This window comes from Mesorhizobium sp. W050 (assembly GCF_054719535.1).
The window spans coordinates 3,944,306-3,964,149 of record NZ_JBTTIH010000001.1 but is presented as its reverse complement, the minus strand read 5'-3'; the positions used below and the strand labels follow the sequence as shown (position 1 = coordinate 3,964,149).

General features: G+C 65.7%; 15 protein-coding genes. 1 reads left to right on the top strand and 14 read right to left on the bottom strand.

Going from position 1 to position 19,844, the window contains the following annotated elements; all coding sequences use genetic code 11:
- From icmH to tssA, 11 genes are all read right to left on the bottom strand, one after another.
- Window positions 1-1,329: a type IVB secretion system protein IcmH/DotU gene (gene icmH / locus ACYG9Y_RS19355; RefSeq protein ID WP_023738409.1), complete on the bottom strand. Its 1,329-nt coding sequence runs from the start codon at window positions 1,327-1,329 to the stop codon at window positions 1-3.
- Between the two features lie 4 nt (window positions 1,330-1,333).
- Window positions 1,334-2,668: a type VI secretion system baseplate subunit TssK gene (gene tssK / locus ACYG9Y_RS19350; protein WP_023738410.1), complete on the bottom strand. Its 1,335-nt coding sequence runs from the start codon at window positions 2,666-2,668 to the stop codon at window positions 1,334-1,336.
- Window positions 2,669-2,828: 160 nt separating this feature from the next.
- Window positions 2,829-3,281, bottom strand: coding sequence for a type VI secretion system lipoprotein TssJ (gene tssJ / locus ACYG9Y_RS19345; RefSeq protein WP_023704813.1), 453 nt, complete (start codon window positions 3,279-3,281; stop codon window positions 2,829-2,831).
- Between the two features lie 3 nt (window positions 3,282-3,284).
- Window positions 3,285-4,769, bottom strand: coding sequence for a type VI secretion system-associated FHA domain protein TagH (gene tagH, locus ACYG9Y_RS19340; RefSeq protein WP_023704814.1), 1,485 nt, complete (start codon window positions 4,767-4,769; stop codon window positions 3,285-3,287).
- On the bottom strand, window positions 4,766-5,809 hold the full coding sequence (gene tssG / locus ACYG9Y_RS19335) for a type VI secretion system baseplate subunit TssG (RefSeq protein ID WP_023738411.1): 1,044 nt from the start codon (window positions 5,807-5,809) through the stop codon (window positions 4,766-4,768). The genes tagH and tssG overlap by 4 nt, the downstream gene beginning before the upstream one ends.
- Complete coding sequence (gene tssF, locus ACYG9Y_RS19330; protein ID WP_023738412.1) at window positions 5,773-7,647, bottom strand: type VI secretion system baseplate subunit TssF; 1,875 nt, start codon at window positions 7,645-7,647, stop codon at window positions 5,773-5,775. The genes tssG and tssF overlap by 37 nt, the downstream gene beginning before the upstream one ends.
- A 3-nt stretch (window positions 7,648-7,650) precedes the next feature.
- Window positions 7,651-8,406: a type VI secretion system baseplate subunit TssE gene (tssE, locus tag ACYG9Y_RS19325; protein ID WP_023673715.1), complete on the bottom strand. Its 756-nt coding sequence runs from the start codon at window positions 8,404-8,406 to the stop codon at window positions 7,651-7,653.
- A complete protein-coding gene (locus ACYG9Y_RS19320) occupies window positions 8,393-8,842 on the bottom strand; it encodes an Hcp family type VI secretion system effector (protein ID WP_023673716.1) in 450 nt (149 codons plus the stop codon). Before ACYG9Y_RS19320 ends, tssE begins: the two co-directional genes overlap by 14 nt.
- A gap of 51 nt (window positions 8,843-8,893) precedes the next feature.
- Entirely contained in the window at window positions 8,894-10,399 is a 1,506-nt protein-coding gene (gene tssC, locus ACYG9Y_RS19315) for a type VI secretion system contractile sheath large subunit (protein ID WP_023682611.1), read from the bottom strand.
- A 3-nt stretch (window positions 10,400-10,402) separates the two neighbouring features.
- Window positions 10,403-10,939: a type VI secretion system contractile sheath small subunit gene (tssB, locus tag ACYG9Y_RS19310; protein ID WP_023673718.1), complete on the bottom strand. Its 537-nt coding sequence runs from the start codon at window positions 10,937-10,939 to the stop codon at window positions 10,403-10,405.
- A 6-nt stretch (window positions 10,940-10,945) separates the two neighbouring features.
- Complete coding sequence (gene tssA, locus ACYG9Y_RS19305) at window positions 10,946-12,124, bottom strand: type VI secretion system protein TssA (protein WP_023687034.1); 1,179 nt, start codon at window positions 12,122-12,124, stop codon at window positions 10,946-10,948.
- 324 nt (window positions 12,125-12,448) lie between these two features.
- Here tssA and tssH point away from each other — a divergent pair, with 324 nt between their 5' ends.
- A complete protein-coding gene (gene tssH / locus ACYG9Y_RS19300; RefSeq protein ID WP_023738413.1) occupies window positions 12,449-15,253 on the top strand; it encodes a type VI secretion system ATPase TssH in 2,805 nt (934 codons plus the stop codon).
- Here tssH and ACYG9Y_RS19295 read toward each other — a convergent pair whose 3' ends face one another.
- Genes ACYG9Y_RS19295 through ACYG9Y_RS19285 form a run of 3 tightly spaced genes read right to left on the bottom strand, consistent with a single transcriptional unit; the run spans window position 15,254 to window position 19,828 of the window.
- A complete protein-coding gene (locus ACYG9Y_RS19295) occupies window positions 15,254-16,489 on the bottom strand; it encodes a VWA domain-containing protein (protein ID WP_023738414.1) in 1,236 nt (411 codons plus the stop codon).
- A 2-nt stretch (window positions 16,490-16,491) separates the two neighbouring features.
- Window positions 16,492-18,744 (bottom strand): DUF5682 family protein, encoded by a 2,253-nt coding sequence (locus ACYG9Y_RS19290; protein ID WP_023738415.1) that lies wholly within the window; start codon window positions 18,742-18,744, stop codon window positions 16,492-16,494.
- A gap of 4 nt (window positions 18,745-18,748) precedes the next feature.
- A complete protein-coding gene (locus ACYG9Y_RS19285) occupies window positions 18,749-19,828 on the bottom strand; it encodes an ATP-binding protein (RefSeq protein ID WP_023673899.1) in 1,080 nt (359 codons plus the stop codon).
- Between the last annotated feature and the right edge of the window lie 16 nt (window positions 19,829-19,844).

Below are 19,844 nucleotides of genomic sequence, written 5' to 3'. Positions count from 1 at the left end.
TCACAGCCTCTTTTCGACCAGCACTTCGACGCGGCGGTTCAAGGCCCGGCCTTCGCGTGTGCCGTCGTCGGCCACCGGATCGGTGGCGGCCCGGCCTTCGGAGCGCACGCGCTCCTTCGGCACGCCGTTCTGAATCAGGATATCGGCAATTTCCGCGGCGCGGGCTTCCGACAGCCGCTGGTTGGTGGACAGTGGGTTGGTCTTTTGCAAGGGAACGCCGTCGGTGTGGCCGACCACCGTGATATCGCCGATCAGCTCCTGGTTCTCGAGGATCACCTTGGCGACCGAGGCGATGAGCGGATCGAAGCCGTCTGTCAGCTGCGCCCGCGACGACTGGAAGAGTTCGGGATTGGAGGCCTGGATGACCAGCCGCGCCAGCGACACGCTCTCCGTGCCGCTCAGCGCCCTCTTGAGCTCATCCGGCGCGGCCGCCTGGAATTCCGGCAGCAGCGCGAAATCCACGGCCACCGGCGGCGGCGCGTCGACCTTCGGCGAAGCGCGGGTGACATCCGTACGCGTCGGCGGCGGCAAGGCGCGAACCAGCGCCGAAAGCTCGACCGCCTGGCTGCTCAGGCTCATCGACAGGCCGATATGGATGGCTGTCGCCATCACCGCCGCTGCCGCAACCATCACCCAGATCGGCACGATGAAGCGCTGCGGTTCGTCGGAGGCGATCACGCCCTTCCAGTTCGGCGACAGCGGCGCGCCTTCGGCGTCGCTGTCGCGCAGGAAACGCGCCGCCGCCACGCGCACGGCATTGAGCGAGCGATCACCGGAGCGGCCGGGCACGCGGTATTTGCCGCGGAAGCCGAGCGCCATGCAGTGATACTGCAGCTCCAGCATTTCGCGGTCGCGATTGGGATGGCGCTCCAGGTCTTCGAGACGGGCGAAGAACTGCGCGCCGGCATCGACGTCGCCGCGCAGCATCACCACCAGCGGCTGGCGCGGCCATGCGCTGGCGCCGCCCCAGGGCGTGTTCAGCGCCAGATCGTCGAGCAGGGCCGCTACCAGCCAGGCGGCCTGGTCGGCTCGCTCCAGCGACGAGCCTTGCGCCATTGTGGCGTCGCGGCAGCGCACGAGCTCATCGAGCAGCCTCGTGCGCAGCGCTTCCGGATTCTCCGGCGGCTGCGCGTTTTCCAGTTCGGGTGCAAATTCGAGCAAAGGCGAGAAGGCATTGACGAGCACGTTCGGATGCGCCCGCCCGGAGCGCTTCGCGGTGACGCCGCCCGACGCCGGCAGGGGCATGGCGCGGGGTGTTGGCGCTCCGCTCAGGCGGATGCGCGTCCGCTCCCGATCCTCGGACAGTCCGAATGGATCGTCCCTGCTCATCATCTCACCTGTTGACCGAGTAGCAGTCGACCTGCGGTTCGCTGGGCAGCACGCCCGAAACGCCGATCACAAAACCGGGCGCTTCGAGCAGCGAGGCCCAGTGCTCGCTTTTCTGGTCGAGTTCGAGGCACAGCCGGTCGCCGTCATAGGGAATTTCGCGCGGCTGTGAATGCAGGGGCTTCAACGGAATGCCGGGCAGGCGTGATTTCCACAGCCCTTCGAATTCGCTGGCCGAGCCGACGGTCGCCTGGTTGACGAAAATCTTGCGCAAGGCATCCTCCGACAGTTCGGAGCCGATCCGCACCACGATGCGGCTCGCCACCAGAAGTTTCGGGTTGTCGATGCGGATCTTCCACACATTGGTGGCATGGCGCATGACCGGCAGGGCGCGCGATTTCGGCTCGATGTAGCGCAGGCTGAGGATCAGCGAGCGCAGCGCGTCGGCCAGCGCCGAATAGGCCGGGCCTGGCGCCATGTGGTCGTAAGCAGGCAGTTCGCCGAGCCGTCTTGCGCTCGAGCCATAGGTCGCCATCGAGCCGGCGAGACCGGCCAGCTCCATATAGACCTCGGCTGGATGGAAGACATCCTGCGCCAGCATGTGGGCCAGCCGCGGCCGCGCGGCGTTGACCAAATTGAGGATCAGAAGATCCTCGACGCTGCGCCCGGGGCCGCCCAGCACCATCTTGCCATGCGCCTCGGCGATCTGGTCAAGGCCGGTGACCACTTCCTGCAGCAGGCGGCTGTACCAGGACGCCGCGCCGATGACCAAGGTCGGCGGCAGGAAGGTGTCGTCCAAGGCAACGCCGCCATCGGCGCGCACGCCCTTGAGTTCGGCCACCGGCAGCGCGGTGTAGCCGCCGACGGCCGTGCCCGGCGCCAGCAACAGCGCCTGCGGCCGTGCGATCTCGATTTCCTCAGGATCGGAGCCGCCATGCACGGCGTCGCGCACCGAGACGATCCGGCCGCGATAGCGTGCGCCGGACGGCTCGGCGTGAGCGGGGTCGAAGCCGACGCCGCCGGGCGGTTCGAGCGGCAGCGCGATCAGCACCGGTCCCGCGCCCATTTCCGGCGTCACCGCCAGCGGCCGCGGCGCATCCATCGTCTCGGGGATGGCGAATGGCGTCCCGTCGGGAAAGATGCCACGCGCCGAGAGCACCGAGATCTGGCCGGCATCGAGCTGTGCCTGATCGAGCGTCAGCGTTCGGAAGCCGAACGTATGCAGGTGCCCGGCCTGCAAGACGCCGCGCACCGTCGCTTCGAAGAAGCGGTCCTGTTGCTGGAAATGCTGGGTGCGGAGGAACAGCCCCTCCGACCACAGCACCCTGTTTGCATCGCTCATGCCGACACTCTCTGCTTCCTGCTCATCGCCTCGCGCGGCTTTGCGGATTTCGCCGCCCAATGCATGTCGCTCAAAAGTGGTCACGGTTTTGAGAGAACGACATGCATAAAAACAAAGACCTAAAGCGCGTCGCCTGGATCGCGTTCAAACGCGACGCGCTTTAGGCGGAAATGCCGCCGCTGCCGAGCTTCACATTGACGGTGAACTTCGATCCCGGCGAAACCGATTTGGTCGTACGCCAGTTGCGCCCGCCGGGTTCCCTGATCAGCGCGACGAAGCCGAGTGCTGCCACTTCCGGCTCGACCGTGATGGTCTTCGATGCGGTCTTGCCGGGTCCGACGGAAATCGTGTCGGAGCCGATGAGATCGCCGCCAAGTGCGGAGCCGGCACCGCCCTGCAGGGCGAAATAGTCGGCCGAATTGAAGGCGCCGGTGCTTTTCAGCCGCAAGATCATCACCGTCACCGGCCTGTCGCCGCCGCCCGGTCCCGGGTTCATTCCGGCGCCGCCGGCAAGATTCACTGTGATGACGGATGGTTTGGGCGGGCCGCTCTGACAAGCCGTCAGCAGTCCCGTCGCCCCGATGGCAAGGATAAATTGGCGTCTGTCGATCATGTCTCAGTCCTCCTCATATGCATCACGAAAATCAGCGCCGATCTCGCCCAGAAAACGCGTCTCGGCGCTGTGAGCGATTTCACGGTGGCGTTTCTGGTACAATTCCCAGAGCTTGGCGCCGCGCCCGCCGGTCAGCAGATTGCCGATCGCCGAACTCGACTTCAATTCCTGCTCGATCGCCGCCGGATCGAAGCGGTCGATCATGCGCTTGAGCGCGCCTTGCACGCCGCGCCAGGCACGAACGTGGTGCTGCGCCAGATCGCGCACCGCGTCCTTGATCGCCGCTTCGGCGCCGAGGAAACCGGGGCTGCGCTCGGCCAGCATGGTCACCAGAGCATCGTCGACCGAAGGCAGGAATTTGAGCGGGTTGACCTCGGACGCGCCAACCACGGTTTGAGCGACGCGGGCATTGCCCTTCTCTTCGGCGCGCTTGCGCAAAAGCTGCATCAGGCCTTCCATCATCAGCCGGTATTCGCGGCCGAATTTTTCCATGTCGGCCACCGGATCGCCGCCGGGAAAATCGGCCTCGTCCATGCCCATGCCGCGCAGGAAAGCGGCGCGCAATTCCGCGTCCGACGGTCCGGCTGACGGCCGCGCCGCGGATTGGCGGACAGGAGCGCGTGGTGGCGGTGGAGACGGGGGAGGCGGTGGCTGCGGTGGCGATGGCTCGACCGCGCGGACTGGCAGATCCCAGGGCGCTGCAGAGGGGGCAGGCGAGGGCGCATCGGTTGCACCGCCATCCGTCACGCCGGCGTCGAGGCTGGTGGACCCGGCAGGGCCGAAACCAAACCCGTCATCGTAGGCCGGCAGCTTCTCAGGATTGGATCTGCTCGGCTCTCTCGACAGCGGCGCGGAGTCGAGGCCGAAGGGATCGTCGAACGATGGCTTGGCGCCGTTTCTGTCAGTGGGCTCGGCCACCGGCGTTGCCACAGGGTCGAGGCTGAACGGATCGTCGAACGCCTGCGAGCTGCGTTCATCGGACCGCGCACGCGCGAATGCGCCGGGCACCGGCTTTTCGAACGGATCGGGCAGGTTGGCAGGGCGTGGCCGTCCCGGCTCTTCTTCCGTGGTGGACGAAAAGAAATCGTCGCCGCCGAGGCTGACCGGCGCCCGCGACGCCGCCGGCTTACTGGCAGGCGCTGAAGGCCTGGAGGCCGGCGCCTCGGTCTTCGCCGTCTGCAAATCGACCCACACCACATAGTCGCCCAGTCGCAGTCGCATGCCGCTTTGCAGGCGCGCGGTATTTCCCGCGCCGAGCGGGCTGGCGGCATCGTCGATGAACAACCCACTGCTGGAGGTATCGGTGACGAAATAGCCGCCCTGCTTGCTGGTGATCTTGCAGTGGGCGCGCGAGACGAACATGTCGGGATCGTTGATCTGCCAGTCGGCGTCGGCGCTGCGGCCGATTACCAGCTCGCCCTCGTCCAGCCGCGCCTGCCGCGTGGCTTGCGCGCGTGGTCCCTGTTCGAGAGTCAGAAGCAGGCTCATGCCGCCACCTCTTCCCGCCAGCCGACGATGGTCCGCAACCGCATGTCGTCGGCGTCCCCCTTTTCGACCGGTCGCGCCAGCCAGGTGGTGCGGGCAAGCTGGACGGTGCCGAGCTTTGCCGGCGGCACTGCCTTTGCCGCAAGCACGATCCTGAGATCGACATCGATGGTCTCGCCGATCAGGTCGCGCACCGCCTGCTTCAACAACTTCAGCCGCTCGCCGCCGGGCAGGAACGCCTTGTAGTCGATATAGCTGAGCGCCCCGATGCGCAGTTCGATCCGGCTTTGCCGGCTGAAGCTGCGCGGGCCGATGGTGGCGCTGCGGCCGAGTGTGGCATAGCTGCCGGCAAGCCGGCTCTGCAGTGCCTTGGGAATGGTCATCCAGGCGCCGACGAATTCCTTCAGCACCACCGGAACCTTGAAGGCTTCGGCCAGGAACAGGGTCAGCCGCTCGGGACCGTCGACCTGGCTGGCGAGCGAGGCGGCCTGGCGAAGCTTTACCGCATCGAGTTCGGCGTCCTGCGTGCCCGGCAGCCCGATGCCGGCCATCGCTTCCAGCATGGAACGGACGCGGCCGCCGACACCGCGTTCGACCTGCACGGCCGGATGCGCATCCGCCCAGGCGCGATAATAAAGCGCGATCATCCGGTGCTGCAGGATGTTGACGAAATCGACGAAGGTCGTGTCGCTCGTCTGCCGCGCCTCGGCGCCCGCATACCAGCGCTGCGACAGCCGATCGAGCACCCAGCGCGTCAGATGCAGCGGCATCGGCCCTTCAGGCCCGAGCAGGCCGAGATTGTTGACCGTCACCCGCGCCGGCGACTTGTCGGTCGGCTCGCGGAAATCCACAACGTCCTGCACCGCGAAGGACAGCCGCACATTCTGGCCGAGCCTTGCCGGCTCGCGGTCCGGCCGGCCGGAATGGCCGAACAGGCCGCCTTGCCGCTCGAGTCGGCGCAGCAGTTCGAAGAAGTCGAAACTCTCGGACAGGGTTGCGGCTCGCTCTAGATCAGGTAGCGATTGCCGGGCGTCATCGGCCATGGCACATCCTCCTGTTTCTGGAGCAATCGCGTGCGCGTGCGCACGAACCCGTTTATTCCGGCATGACGGGCAAACAGCCGCGACAGCAGCCCCGACATCAGCAAGGTGCTCTGCCCAGCCAGCACCGACTGGTCGACATGCAGCGTCACTTCCGTGCCGCGCCCAAAACACATTGGTCCTTCGATCGCCAGCCTTTCGATCACCGCGCGCGAATCGATGCGCACGATCGAGCGTACATTGCGGGCAAGCCCGGGATCGCCGCGTTCGGCATAGAGATCGAGCAGCGCATGCAGCGGATCGACGCCGCGGCCTTCCTTGGCCAGGCTGAGGAAGTTCAGCGCCAGCTGCGAGACCAGCCGCCAGGCCAGGTCGTCGGCGCGCGACTCGCTGTCGGCGCCGGTCGGCAGCGCTGCCGGGATGGCCGGCTGCGGCGAACGCAGCGCGCCGAGCAGCCTGACCGATTCCACCGGGTCGCCCGCTTCCAGCGTCAGCGTTGGCGTGTCGTCGAGGATGGCAAGATCGCGGTTTGTGCACAGTGCCACGACGTCGACGCGCTTGAGCGGCCGGTTGGCCTGACTGTTGACTGGGCGCGAAACCGCCAGGAAGACGTCGTCGCCGGCATAGGAGGTCCGCGTCACGCCCTGGCGCCGCTCGTCCTCGGTCGGCCGGCGCGGCCGCCGCTCCGTCGAATAGACCCAGCCGCTGCCGCGATTTTGCCCAAGGCTGAAGAGTTCCGGTATCTCCGCGTCGGGTCCCTCGGCATCGGCGTCTTCGACGCGGATGACGCGGTAGATTTCAAAGTCGCGCGCCCGCGTGCGGTCGGCATGCAGCACCTGGCGTGTCTTGCGCTGGTCGAGCTCGACGATGTTGCACTCGCGCTTGAAGAGATTGATGATCGGGGTGGCGAAGAGATCGAAATCCGCCGGCGTCAGATCGGCGAGTTCGGGCACCGGACGCCGGAACAGGAAGATGATTTCGAGCCCGGCCTGGCATTTGCGCACGACCGGCAGCAAGCCGGTGACGCGCCCATAATGGAAGCGCTCGGGCATCATGAAATATTCGCGCAGCAGGCGGTAGCCTTCGAAGGTCGGCCGCGTGCGCGGCATCAGCGCCTCGGCATCGGCAATGCCGACCATCTCCGGCGGCGGTAGCGGCGACAATGGATTGGTCTTGCCTTCCGGTCGAGCGCCGACACCAGAGCAGACTCCGAAGATGGCGTCGAAGATTAGCGGCGCCTTGGTGCGGTTGGCGAAATAGAAGTCGAGCCGGTCGAGCGCCAGTTCGTCGAGCTTGCCTTTGCCGGTCCGCGCCAGCGTGATGCGAAGTGCCGCTTCGCCGGCCTTGCCGGCGATCAGGCCGATGCCGGCGGCGGCAAGCGCGCTGCGGTCCTGGAAATAGCCGACCGAACTGATCGCGATCGGAAACAGCGTCATGTCCTGCGCGGTGGTGAAGGTGCAGCGTGTCGACAGGCCGGCCTGCAGGCTGGAGACCAGCCGCGTGCCGCGCTTGACGACGTGGCCGGCAAGCATTGTCTGCACCTGCTGGCCGGGCTTCAGCACCACCATGGCGGTTGCCGGCACCGGCGTGACGAGATCGGGATAAAGCACGTCGAGGATGCTGCGCGAAAACCGCGAGCGCTCGGCATCCACCTTCAGGCGCGTGCGCGCGGCGAGGAAGGCGACGCCGTCGAGCAGCCGCTCGACATAGGGGTCGGGACACGGCACCGTATCCAGCGACAAATTGCGGGCAACCGCCGGATGCATGTCGGCGAACTCCGCCGCCAGCCCGCGTATGTGGGACAGTTCCTCCTCGTAATATTCTACGAAGACCCGGTCCATCTCTCAGGCTTCCCTGAACTCGGTGCGCGCCAGTCCGTTGTCGAGATTGATCGTCGTGCGCAGGCGCATGCGCTCGGGCGTCGGCGTCATGATCAGCACGGCGTCGATCTCGATCTTCAGGCCGGTCTTGTCGCCGAGGTTGACCGTGACTTTCGTCGCGCTCTCCTTCAGCCGCGGCTCGAATGCGGCGAGCACGGCGCGGATCTCGCGTGCCAGAACATCGCGATCGAAGTCGCGCGACGACCGGCCGGAGAAGGACGGCACGCCATAATTGACAACGCTGCGGCGCACCTCCGGAAAGTCGGCCAGCGATGTCGGACTGTCGGTCATCTGCTCGGCCTCGAGATCGGATAGCAGCGGCGCGGATTCGAAACGCTCGGTGTTGAACAGCGCCTCGATGTCGCGCCGCACGGCCTCGCGCAGCACATCGGGCGACACCACGATGCCTCGGCTTTCAAGCTCGCCACGGTGCCGGTTCTGAAACGCCAGCCGGTGCAGCCGGCGCTTCTGATCGGGGTTCAATGCGTCATCGGCGTCGATGCGCCTCGGTCCGTCTGCCAGCAGCTCGTCCAGGCGCTCTGCGCCAAGCTCCTCCTGCAGAGCCTGCCTGAGCCCGTCTATCTCCGAGCTCAGGCCCGGCAGGTCGTTGACGAGGCGGTCCCACAGCGAAGGCTGTACCGCCTCGCGCTTGGCCCGTGAACCGCCCGCCTGTACCTTGTCGGCGGCAGGGCGCTTTGCTCGCCCCTCACTTGCCGACATAGACATCCATTTCGGCTTCGTCATTGTCGTCATAGACGAACTTGATCTTCTTGTAGGCGAAGGAGACTTCCTCCTGGATCAGGTCGGCTTCATCATCGGCCTGCGACATGTCGTATTCCATGATCGAGGCGTCGGTCAGGGTAACGACCAGATAGTCCTTGCTCTCGCCGTCGATGGTCCGCCGAGCGGAGAATTTGACCTCGTCCAGCGCCTTGTTTTCGAACAGGGCCTTGGCCAGATAGGGTGAGGCCTTGTCGTAGTGCTTGGTGAACTTGATCATGCCCATCGACACGCGGCCTCGGCGCGAGAGGGAATTGGGGTCGTAGGGCGCGACCATCTTGTAATCGACGCCATGGATTTCGATCTCGTCGTCATGGCCGTCGCGCGTGCTGGGCCCCTTGATATCCGGAACTTTCAGAAAACCGTCGATCTTCATTGTGGGCATTTTCGTTCTCCACGCTTTCAAACAAAGGTTTGGTTGCTGCAATCAGGTCTTCACGGACGGCAATTCCGACACCAGCCTGAGCGAGGCATTGATGCCCTCCAGCTGGTAGTGCGGGCGCAGATAGAAGCGGGCGTTGTAGTAGCCCGGCCGGCCCTCCACGCTGTCGACCTGCACCTCGGCGGCGGCAAGCGGACGCTTGGCGCGCGCCTTGTCGTCGGCGAAGGCCGGGTTGGCCAGCACGTACCGGTTGATCCATTCGGTCAACCAGATCTGCATGTCGGTGCGTTCCTTGAACGATCCGACCTTGTCGCGCGCAATCGCCTTGAGGTAGTGCGCAAAGCGCGAGACCGGGAACAGATAGGGCAGGTTGGCGGAGAGCCGCTCGTTGGACTGGGCGTCGGGGTCGACCAGGCGGCCCGCCCGCGTCTCATCGTCCTGCAGCGAATGGGCGCCGATGAAGGCCGCGAGATCGGTGTTCTTGCGGTGCAGGATCGGCATCAGCCCGAGCTTGGCCAGTTCCGCCTCGCGCCGGTCGTCGATGGCGACTTCCGTCGGGCATTTCATCGCGATCGAGCCGTCATCGGTCGGGAAGGAGTGCACCGGCAGGTTAAGCACAGTGCCGCCATTTTCGACGCCGCGGATCTGGGTGCCCCAGCCATAGAGCTTGTGGCTGCGGTTGATGTTGACGCCCATCGGGAAGGCAGCGTTCATCCAGACATATTTGTTGTGATCGCCCTGCACTTCCTCCTCGAAGGAGAAGCCCTTGACCGGGACTGTCTCCGAGCCGTAGGGCAGCCGCGCCAGCACGCGCGGCATGGTCAGCCCGATATAGCGCGCATCCTCGCTCTCGCGCAGCGATTGCCACGAGGCGTAGGCCGGGTTGGAGACGATCTGCTGCAGGTCCTGCGGGTTGGGCAGTTCCTGCCAGCTGTCCATGCGGAACAGCCGTGGCGAGGCGGCGGCGATGAATGGCGTGTGCGCCGAGGCGCAGATGCCGGAGATGTTGCGCAACAGGCCGACGTCGCGCGGGTGGTTGGAGAACTCGTAGGCGCCGATGACGCAGCCGATCGGTTCGCCGCCGAGCATCGAATACTCGTCGGTGTAGACCTTCTTGAAGATCGGGCTCTGGTCCCACATCTGGCCTTCATAGTCTTCGAGCGTATCGGCCAGCTGCTCCTTGGAAATGTTCATCACCCGGATCTTCAGCTTCTGATCCGTCTCGGTGTTGTTGATGAGGTACCAGAGGCCGCGCCAGGTGCCTTCCATCTGCCGCACTTCCGGCGCGTGCAGGATTTCGTTGACCTGGGTCGTCAGCATCTTGTCGATGCCGGCGATCAACGACTTGATCGACTTGATCGAGTTGGACGAAATCGTCGTCGTCTCGGAGCGCGACTGCGCCGCCAGAGCCAGGTTGCGAACCAGCTGCTGCAGCTTCTCGCTGTCGTCCTTCTTGACCTTGAAGTCCTTCTCCAAGAGCTGGCTGAATTCGCCGAGATCGACGGCCTCGGCCTCGGCGACGGATGCTGCGGTCTTTTGCTGTTCGGCCATGATCTATTCCTCACCCTTGTCGTCGGACAGCGCCTGGGCGGCGATCTGGCCAAGCAGCGGCTGGTTGTTCAGCAATTGGGCGATGCGCTTTTCGGCATCGACGCGGCCGTCCATGAAGCCGAGCAGCTCCTCGAGCTGGCGCCGCATCTTGAGGATTTCGGCCAGTTGCGGGACCTGTTCGGCGATCTTGTCGGGGGCGAAATCGCCCATCTTGGTGAAGGTCAGGTCGAGCGCCAGTTCTTCGTCGCGCTCCTGTCCCTCGGCCTGCGGCAGCGTGTTCTTCACCCGCGCCTTGACCCTGGGTCCCAGCGCTTCCATGAATTTGGGGAAGCGGTTGGCATCGGTCTCGACAAAGGAACGGTCGAGCACCGTCTTGGACGCTTCCCTGGTCTGCGATGCGCCCGACAGGTCGGCCATCACGCCCATGACGAACGGCAGTTCGATCGTCGTCGGGCTGCCGTAGGTTTCGACATCGTAGGCGATCTGCACGCGCGGGGCGCGATTTCGCTCGATGACCTTCGCTTTGCTTTCGGCTGGCATGTGTTGCTACCTTTCATCCTTCTGGGCAGTCTTCTTGGCGTCGGGAACGCCGGCGAGCAGCCGGAATTCCTTGAGCCCCGACGGGGCGAGGTCTTCCATCAGTTCAACGAAATCCATGTGCACCATCCTGCGCACCCGGCGGGCGAGATGCGGGATCGGGCTCGACGGCTCGGTGCGGTCGTAGAACGCGACCACAAGGTCGAGGCACTTCACCACATCGTCGCGCGAGGAAATCCTGTCCGGGAGCCCCGCACCGGTCTCCGCGTAGCTTGCCATCGTCTCGGCTCCATGACCGTTTCTGACCGGCGCGGCCGGGCTTGCCGGGGGAGCAGCCGGGCTGGCCGCCCCCTTCGTCGCTGCCTCTTCCGTGGTCTCGACCGCCGTATTGCGTTCCAGCGTCGTCAGCACGCGCTGCAAAAATCGTTTCAGGTCCGGGACGGCGGCCCCGTTGCTGTCAAGGCGGGCATTCAGCGCCGCATCGACCGCGTCGAGCGCCTCGATCGCTGCGTGCGCCCCGGCGATGAGCGCCGTCATCTGTTCACCGGCCTGGTCCTGATGGGCGGCACAACCGCTGCCCACCCGGTTCAGGAGCTGTCCGTGCGCGCTGACCAGTGCTGCCTTCTCCGTGGCATTCAATCCCGACGCCGCTTCCTGAAGCATGACGCGATCGTCGAGCGCACCCTGTTCGAGATCGCGTCCGCTGATCGGCCCGATGGGACGCGGCGCGAAGAAGACCATCTGCCTGAGGTTCGCCAGCAGGCCTTCCTGGCCGTTCTGCAGGTCGGCCAGCGCGTTGAGGCGGCGCAAGGCGGCCTCGCGTGGTTGGGGGCTGGCCCGCAGCGCCGGGTGCATCGTCTCCCAATGCGTCTCGAAGGTCCTTGCAATCAGGGTCAGGCCCTGTGCCAGTCCGGCCAATCCCTCTTCATTGGCCAGCGCCCGGGCGACAATGACGAGCAGGCGCAGGTCGCGACCATGCGAACGCAACTCCTCGGCCTTGCCGAGCACGGCAGGCCAGTCGACCGGAATGGTCGATTGCGCGGCTGGCTTGTTGCGCCCGTCATGGACGACCTTGACCTGCGGCTCCGTGAGCCGCTCCAGCTCATGAAAAGCCGGATCGTTGCGCAAGTCTTCGCCTGACGGATTTTCACCGTCCAGCGGAGCAAGCCAGAGTGCGAGATCGATCACAGATACCCCCGGCGACCGGCTCTAAAACCGTACGTGACCCAACGTTAGCACACGGTTGCATATTCCCACAATTCGCCATCCGCTCAAAAGTTAACGAGCGCTAATGAATGTCGGTGCAACTGCGTCTCGGATGGCGCAATTCATGGCGTGCCTGGCCAACCTCGTATGTGAAGCGCATCGCATAGGATTAGAAAAAATCGTGGTTGTCTGCATTTGGCGGCGCGGGACTCTCCACAAAGGGAAAAGGCCGGCTGCATCAAGCGCTTTGTCAAGCGGCTGCTTATGTGGCAGGCTGTCGACGGGCAGATTGCAGGAGCACGTTCGATGGAACAGCGCCGGTCGTCGAAGGGTTTCAAACGCAAGGAACTGGTTGGCAAGCTCAATCCGGTCTGCCTGCGCGCCTTCAAGGCCGCCGCCGACAGCGCCAAGCTGCGCGGCAATCCTTACGTCGAACTCGTCCATTTCATCGAGCAGCTGGTGCTGTCCGAGCGCTCGGATGTGCAGATGATCCTTGCCGATGCCGGGCTGGATGCCAGCCGGCTTACCAGCGACATGACCCGCGCCGTCGACAAGCTGCCCTACGGCGCCACCTCGATCGAGGAGTTTTCCGACCACATCTTCCACGCCATCCAGGAAGCCTGGAACCTGGCGACGCTGGAATTCCGCATGGAGGAGGTCCGCAGCGCCTATATCGTGCTCGCCTGCCTGAAGACGCCGGTGCTGGAAGGCCTGGTGTCGAAGATCAGCGGCGAATTCGACAAGATCGACGCCGACGCGGTCATCGCCCGCTTTGCCGAGGTGGTGGAGGGCTCGCTCGAAGCCGGCGCCACTGCCGCCGCGGCTCCCACTGCCGAGGCGCCGCGGCGGGTTCCGGGCGGGGATTCGGCCCTCGCCAAATACGCCACCGACCTGACCCAGCGCGCCCATGACGGCAAGATCGATCCGGTCGTCGGCCGCGATCCGGAAATCCGGCAGATCATCGATATCCTGATGCGGCGCCGGCAGAACAACCCGATCCTGACCGGCGAGGCCGGCGTCGGCAAGACTGCGGTGGTCGAGGGCTTTGCCCTGCGCATCGCCCAGGGCGACGTGCCGCCGCCACTCCAGGGTATCAGCGTACGCATGCTCGACATCGGCCTGATGCAGGCCGGCGCCAGCGTCAAAGGCGAGTTCGAAAAGCGCCTGAAGGCGGTCATCGACGAAGTTCAGTCATCCGAAACGCCGGTCATCCTGTTCATCGACGAGGCACACACGCTGATCGGCGCCGGCGGTGCGGCGGGAACCGGCGATGCCGCCAATCTCTTGAAGCCGGCGCTGGCGCGCGGCGAACTGCGCACCATCGCGGCAACGACCTGGGCCGAGTACAAGCAGCACATCGAAAAGGACCCGGCGCTGACCCGCCGTTTCCAGGTGGTCAAGATCGACGAGCCGTCGGAAGCGGTGGCCGTGCTCATGCTGCGCGGTGTAGCCGGCGTGCTCGAACAGCATCACGAGGTGCAGATCCTGGACGAGGCGATCGAGGCGGCGGTCGGCCTGTCGCATCGCTACATCCCGGCGCGGCAATTGCCCGACAAGGCGGTCAGCCTGCTCGACACGGCTTGCGCCAGGGTCGCGATCTCGCAGCATGCGACGCCGGCCGAGGTCGAGGACATTTTGCGGCGCCGCCAGGCGCTCGAGGTCGAAAGCGGCATCATCGGCCGCGAGGCAGCGATCGGCATCGAAGTAACTGACCGGCAGGCGCGGGTCGAGGCCGGGCTCACTGAGACCGGGACCATGCTCGCCGCCGCCGAGGAGCGCTGGGAGCGCGAAAAGGCGCTGGTTGCCGAGATCCTCGAACTGCGCGCGCGGCTGCGCGGCGACGGCGTCCCGCTAGATGCGGTGGCGGCAGCTGAGGCCGATGCCGAACCAGCAGCGCCGGACGAAGAAAAGACCAAGGTCCCCAAGGCTGAACCGCCCAAGGCCGAAACGTCCGAGCCTGAAAAGCCGAAGGCCAAAGCGTCCGAGACCGAAGCGCCGGCTGCCGAAGCTGCGCCGTCAGATCCTGTCGCCGATCTGGCGCGGCTGCGTGAACTCATGGCCGAGCTTGCCACGGCGCAAGGCGAGACGCCGCTGATCCTGCCGTCGGTCGACCGCAATGCGGTAGCTGCCGTGGTCCAGGACTGGACCGGCATCCCGACGGGACGGATGCTGTCCAGCCAGACCGAAAAGGCGCTCAAGCTCGCCGACACTTTGTCCGAACGAGTCGTCGGCCAGGATCACGCCATGGAGATGATCGCCAAGCGCGTGCAGACCAGCCGCGCCGGGCTCGGAGCGCCGGAAAAGCCCGTCGGCGTGTTCCTGCTCTGCGGCCCCTCCGGCGTCGGCAAGACCGAGACGGCCCTGGCCTTGGCCGAGACGCTCTATGGCGGCGAACAGAACCTGATCTCGATCAACATGTCCGAGTTCCAGGAAGCCCACACCGTCTCGACGCTCAAGGGCGCGCCTCCCGGCTATGTCGGCTACGGCAAAGGCGGCATTCTCACCGAGGCCGTGCGCAGAAAACCCTATTCGGTGATCCTGCTCGACGAGGTCGAGAAGGCGCATCCCGACGTCCACGAAATCTTTTTCCAGGTCTTCGACAAGGGCATGATGGATGACAGCGAGGGAAGACGCATCGACTTCAAGAACACGCTGATCCTGCTGACATCGAATGTCGGCTCCGAAGTCATCATGGAGCGGACGCAAAACGGCACGGTGAGGGCGGGGCTCGACGGCCTCGATGCAGCCTTGCGCGCTCCACTGCTGAAAGTCTTTCCGGCAGCGTTCCTCGGCCGCGTCGTGACCATCCCTTACTATCCGCTCTCGGATTCGATGATCGAGGCCATCACGCGCCATCAGTTCGGCAAGATCGGGCGGCGGCTGCGCGCCAGCCACGACGCCGAACTGGTGATCGGCGACGGCGTCATGGCGCTGGTCAAGGCGCGCTGCACCGAAATCGAGTCCGGTGGCCGCATGATCGACGCCATCCTCACCAACACGCTGTTGCCGGAACTCAGCCGCGGCGTGCTGAACCGGTCGCTCGACGGCGAGAAGATGACCAAGGTGACCGTCAGCGCTTCCACTGACGGGTTTGCCTATTCGTTCGAATAGTCAGGCCTGACTGCTCGGCTCCGTCTCGGCGCGGATCAGCTTGATGTCGGCGCCGGCTGCCCAGGCGCCGATATCCTCGCGCCGCAACGCCGCCGCCATCATGTCGGGAAACAGGTCCGGCGTGCAGGCGAAGACCGGTATGCCAAGTGCCGCGACCGAAGCCGACATCGCCGGATCATAGCCCGGCCGGCCCTGATCGGTCAGCGCCAGCAGCACGATGACATTGACGCCGGACCGGACCAGCGCCGCAAGGCGCCGCAGCAAGTCCTGGCCGTTGCCGCCCTCATAGAGGTCGGTGATCAGCACGAAGTGCGATTTGGTCGGCCGCTCGATGCGGTCGGCGCAATAGGCGACCGCCTGGTTGATGTCGGTGCCGCCGCCGAGCTGCACGCCAAACAGCACCTCGACCGGGTCGCTGAGCTCTTCGGTCAGGTCGACGATGGCCGTGTCGAAACAGACCAGCTTGGTGCGCACGACCGGCAGCGACGCCATCACCGCGGCGAAAATCGAGGCGTAGATCACCGAGCTCGCCATCGAGCCGGACTGGTCGACGCACAGCACCACTTCGTCGAGATCGACCAGCCGGCGTTGCTTGCGCATGAAGCCGACCAGTTTTTCCGGCACGACGGTTTTGTGCTCAGGCTGGTAGTGGCGAAGATTGGCCGAGATGGTGCGCGGCCAGTCGATGTCGCGTTGGCGCGGCCGGTTGGTGCGTCGCGACTTGTCGAGCGCGCCACGGATCGCCTCGGCGGTCTTCTGCTCCAGCCGCTGCATCAGCTTGGCAACGATGTCGGCGATGATGGTGCGGGCGATGTCCTTGGTCTTGGCCGGCATCACCGAACGCAGCGAGATCAGGTCGGCGACGAGGTTGACGTCGGCCTCGATCGCCTTGAGGAATTCCGGCTCCATCAGCATCTGCTTCAGGTTCAGCCGCTCAAAGGCATCCTTCTGGACGATCTGGACCACCTGGGCGGGAAAGAAGGAGCGGATATCGCCCATCCATTGCGCCATGCGTGGCGCCGAGCGGCCGAGCCCGCCGCGCCGCTTGCGCGGGTCGGCATCGGCATTGGCGCCGTCGCCGTAAAGCGCATCGAGCGCCGAAGACAGTTTTTTGTCATCACTGGAAAGGGCGGAGGAAGCCTCGTCATCGGCGCCGATCGCCAGCCGCCAGCGGCGCTCGCGCCCGCTATCGGAGGATGCTGGGCCGGGTTCGGGCACTTCGGCTTCGTCATCCATTGTCACACTCCGCCCGCCAGCAATGGCCCAAGCCGCTCCAGGTGACGGCGCCAGCCCTCGCCGCCATCCGGCGCCGGCGTCAGGCCGGCCGGCAACCTTGCGGTGCGGCCGAGCACGGCCTCGATCAACCGCCGCCGCTCCATCGAGTCCAGATTGGAGAAGACGCGGCGCAGCAACGGAAGATGCGCGATGAAAGCGTCCTCGTCGAGCGATTTAAGCCACCCATCGACGGCGCTGCGCAGGCCCTCGTCGTAGATCAGCCGCTGGCCGGCAGTGCTGAAGAAACCTTCGAAGAACCCCGCTGCCTGGGCGACCGGCGTCCCCGGCGATAGCCTGCGTCCGAGCAGCCCGGCGGCGTCCTCTGCCGGCAGTTGGCCGGCTTCATAGAGCAGATGCGCGGCGCAGCCGGCGAGCAGCGCCGTCGAGCGCGGACCTTCCAGCACGCCGGTCAGGCCGTTGCGCCATGCATCGAGCACGTCTTCGCCGGGCTCGACCAGCCGGATCGCCGTGTCGGCCTTGCGCACAGCACCGACCAGCGTGGTGGCGGCCTGCTCGTCCAGGTCGCGCACTGCATAGGGCAGCGCGATCGCGCCCTCGACGATCAACCGTTCCAACAAACCGGACAGCCGGTTGGTTTCGGTCTTGCGCGCCTCGCCGTAACGGATGATGTCGGCAAGCGGCGGCACCGAGGCCAGCATCTCCAGGCATTCGCTGCTGTGCGCTGCGCGCGCCTCCAACGCTACAAGGCCGGCGCTCGCGGCCTCCGACAGATCCGCCGTAATGGCGCTCTGGACAAGGGCGGCAAGCGTGTCGAGGCTCGCGGCCGCACCGAGCATCTGGATCAGGCGGCCATTGGCGGCCTTTTCGATAGTCGGGCCGTAGATCAGGTTCTCGACCAGGCGCACGGCATATTCAGGCTCCCAGGCCAGCGTCCATTTTTCGCGAAAGGTGCCGCGGCTGCGGCCGGCGTCGGCCAGCCTGCCCCATTGCACGCCAAGCACGTTCAGCCGGTGCAGCAATGTCGAACGAAACAGTCCGCTTTCGCTGCGCAGATCGACCGACAGCTCGCGTTCCAGCGCCTCCGGCTTCAGCCGCGCCGCCTTCTGGTTGCGCTGCAGGTCCTCGATCAGCGGCGCCAGCGGCGTGTCGGGCGGAATCTCGCCGACATCCGCGCCCAAAAGCAGCTCGGCCTCGACCAGCGCCCACAGCACCGCTTCGCCGTTGAACAGCGCCGCGATCGCGGCATCGCGCAATTCCTCGAAGCCGGGCTTCGGCCGCTCGCGAATGGCAGCCAGTGTGCGCGCAAGCCGCTCGGCCTCGATCAGCGACGCGGTCGACACCTGATGGCCCTTCGCCCGCAGCACCGCCGCGATCGTCGCCAGCCACAGCGTCGCGGCGTCGCGCCGCCCTCGTGTGCGCCACAGATGCTTGCACCAGCCGGGCGCGATGACGCCAGCGCCATAACCATAGCCCAGCGCAAGACGCGGCCCGGTCCATGGCGCCCATGTCATGATGCTTTTGCGCCGGGCAATTCCCTTGATCAGCGCCTGGTCGTTCTTCTGCGTGTGCGCGGCCTGCAGGGCCGGCACATGCCATGCGCCGCAGACGACGGCGATCGGTCCGGCGAATTCCTTGCGCGCGGCGGCGATTTCCAATCGCATATGCGCTTCACGCTTGGCCTCGAACGGCGCGATCGCACCTTCGCCGTCGCGCAGCGTCGTCATCGCATCGGTGATGGCAGCGAAGATTGGACCCGGCTGCGGATTCTGCTCGATAATGTCGGCCCACCAGCTTTCGCCATCTTCATAGCCGGCGGCCGCAGCCAGCGTGCCGATCGGGTCGCGATGCGATGCAGGCTCGCCATCCTCACCGGTTTCGTCCTTGGGTTCGGGCTTGTCGGCGTCAGCCGTTTTGTCGGTGTCGTCGGTTGCCGGTGCCGCGAACCGTGCCGATGACGGCAGGTCGATGAACCGCAATGCCGCCTTGTTCTCCACCGCCCACACCGCCGCCTGGTATTCCGGCGAGAACTCGGCGAACGGCCAGAAACTTGTCGCGGCCGGATCGTCCTCGGGGTAGCAGAGCAGCGCCACCGGCGGCTGCATCTGCGGGCGCGCCAGCAATGGCAGCAGGGCGGACGCGTCGCTCGGCCCTTCGATCAGCACCGCGACCGGCTGCAAGTCCCGCAGCGCCTGCACCAGGCTGTCGGCGGAGCCCGGCCCGTGATGGCGGATGCCGAAATAGGCGACGTCGCTCATGACCTCAGATCGCTGCGTTCAGCGCCGCGTAATAGCCGGCATAGTCCGGCCGCTTCTTGAGCACCGTTTCGAGATATTCCTCCAGCACCACCTTGTCCTGCACCGGGTCCTTGACGATGGCGCCGACAAGGCTGGCGGCGAGGCCTTCGGCGCCGAGCTTGCCGCTGTCGAACCACGCCGCCTGGCTGAGGCCGCCGACCATGGTGGCGATCGCCTCGGCGGTCGAGAGCGAACCCGAAGGCGTCTTCAGCGTCACCTTGCCGTCGGCGGTTGCGCCCGAGCGCAGCTCGCGGAAAATGGTCAACACTCGAGCGATCTCCTCGCCGACATTTTTCGGCACCGGCAGGTCGAGCCCGCCGGCCATCTCGTCGACCCGCTTGGAGACGATCGCCACCTCTTCCGCCATGTCCTCGGGCAGCGGCAGCACCACCACATTGAAGCGGCGTTTCAGCGCCGAGGACAGCTCGTTGACGCCCTTGTCGCGGTTGTTTGCGGTGGCGATGATGTTGAAGCCGCGCTGGGCATAGAGCGACGTGTTGAGTTCCGGGATCGGCATCATCTTTTCCGACAGCACGGTGATCAGCGTATCCTGTACATCGGAGCCCATGCGCGTCAACTCTTCCAGGCGGCATAGCTTGCCGCTCTCCATGGCGCGGTAGAGCGGCGTCGGCACCAGCGCCTCCTGGCTCGGCCCTTTGGCCAAAAGCTGCGCATAGTTCCAGCCGTAGCGGACCTGGTTCTCGTCGGTACCGGCCGTGCACTGCACGATCAGCGTGGAATTGCCCATGATGGCGGCGGCGAGATGTTCCGACACCCAGGATTTTGCGGTGCCGGGAACACCGAGCAGCAGCAGCGCGCGGTCCGTGGCGAGTGTCGCCACCGCCGTTTCCATCAGCCGGCGGCGGCCGACATATTTTGGCGATATCACGGTGCCGTCGCTTGCCTTGCCGCCGAGCAGGTAGGTCAGAACGGCCTTTGGCGACAGGCTCCATCCCGCAGGTTTTTGCTTGTCGTCATTGCGCGCCAGCGCCTGCAGTTCAGCGGCATAGGCCTGCTCGACGGGGAGGCGGATGGCTGCGTTCATGGTGCTGTTCTCCGGA

Excerpts from the sequence above, each read along its gene's own strand:
- ACYG9Y_RS19290 (WP_023738415.1), bottom strand. The coding sequence starts at position 18,744 with ATGAGCGACGTCGCCTATTTCGGCATCCGCCATCACGGGCCGGGCTCC.
- tssK (WP_023738410.1), bottom strand. The coding sequence starts at position 2,668 with ATGAGCGATGCAAACAGGGTGCTGTGGTCGGAGGGGCTGTTCCTCCGC.
- ACYG9Y_RS19285 (WP_023673899.1), bottom strand. The coding sequence starts at position 19,828 with ATGAACGCAGCCATCCGCCTCCCCGTCGAGCAGGCCTATGCCGCTGAA.
- tssC (WP_023682611.1), bottom strand. The coding sequence starts at position 10,399 with ATGGCCGAACAGCAAAAGACCGCAGCATCCGTCGCCGAGGCCGAGGCC.
- tssH (WP_023738413.1), top strand. The coding sequence starts at position 12,449 with ATGGAACAGCGCCGGTCGTCGAAGGGTTTCAAACGCAAGGAACTGGTT.
- tssE (WP_023673715.1), bottom strand. The coding sequence starts at position 8,406 with ATGTCGGCAAGTGAGGGGCGAGCAAAGCGCCCTGCCGCCGACAAGGTA.
- ACYG9Y_RS19320 (WP_023673716.1), bottom strand. The coding sequence starts at position 8,842 with ATGAAGATCGACGGTTTTCTGAAAGTTCCGGATATCAAGGGGCCCAGC.
- tssJ (WP_023704813.1), bottom strand. The coding sequence starts at position 3,281 with ATGATCGACAGACGCCAATTTATCCTTGCCATCGGGGCGACGGGACTG.
- tssB (WP_023673718.1), bottom strand. The coding sequence starts at position 10,939 with ATGCCAGCCGAAAGCAAAGCGAAGGTCATCGAGCGAAATCGCGCCCCG.
- icmH (WP_023738409.1), bottom strand. The coding sequence starts at position 1,329 with ATGAGCAGGGACGATCCATTCGGACTGTCCGAGGATCGGGAGCGGACG.
- tagH (WP_023704814.1), bottom strand. The coding sequence starts at position 4,769 with ATGAGCCTGCTTCTGACTCTCGAACAGGGACCACGCGCGCAAGCCACG.
- tssG (WP_023738411.1), bottom strand. The coding sequence starts at position 5,809 with ATGGCCGATGACGCCCGGCAATCGCTACCTGATCTAGAGCGAGCCGCA.
- ACYG9Y_RS19295 (WP_023738414.1), bottom strand. The coding sequence starts at position 16,489 with ATGGATGACGAAGCCGAAGTGCCCGAACCCGGCCCAGCATCCTCCGAT.
- tssF (WP_023738412.1), bottom strand. The coding sequence starts at position 7,647 with ATGGACCGGGTCTTCGTAGAATATTACGAGGAGGAACTGTCCCACATA.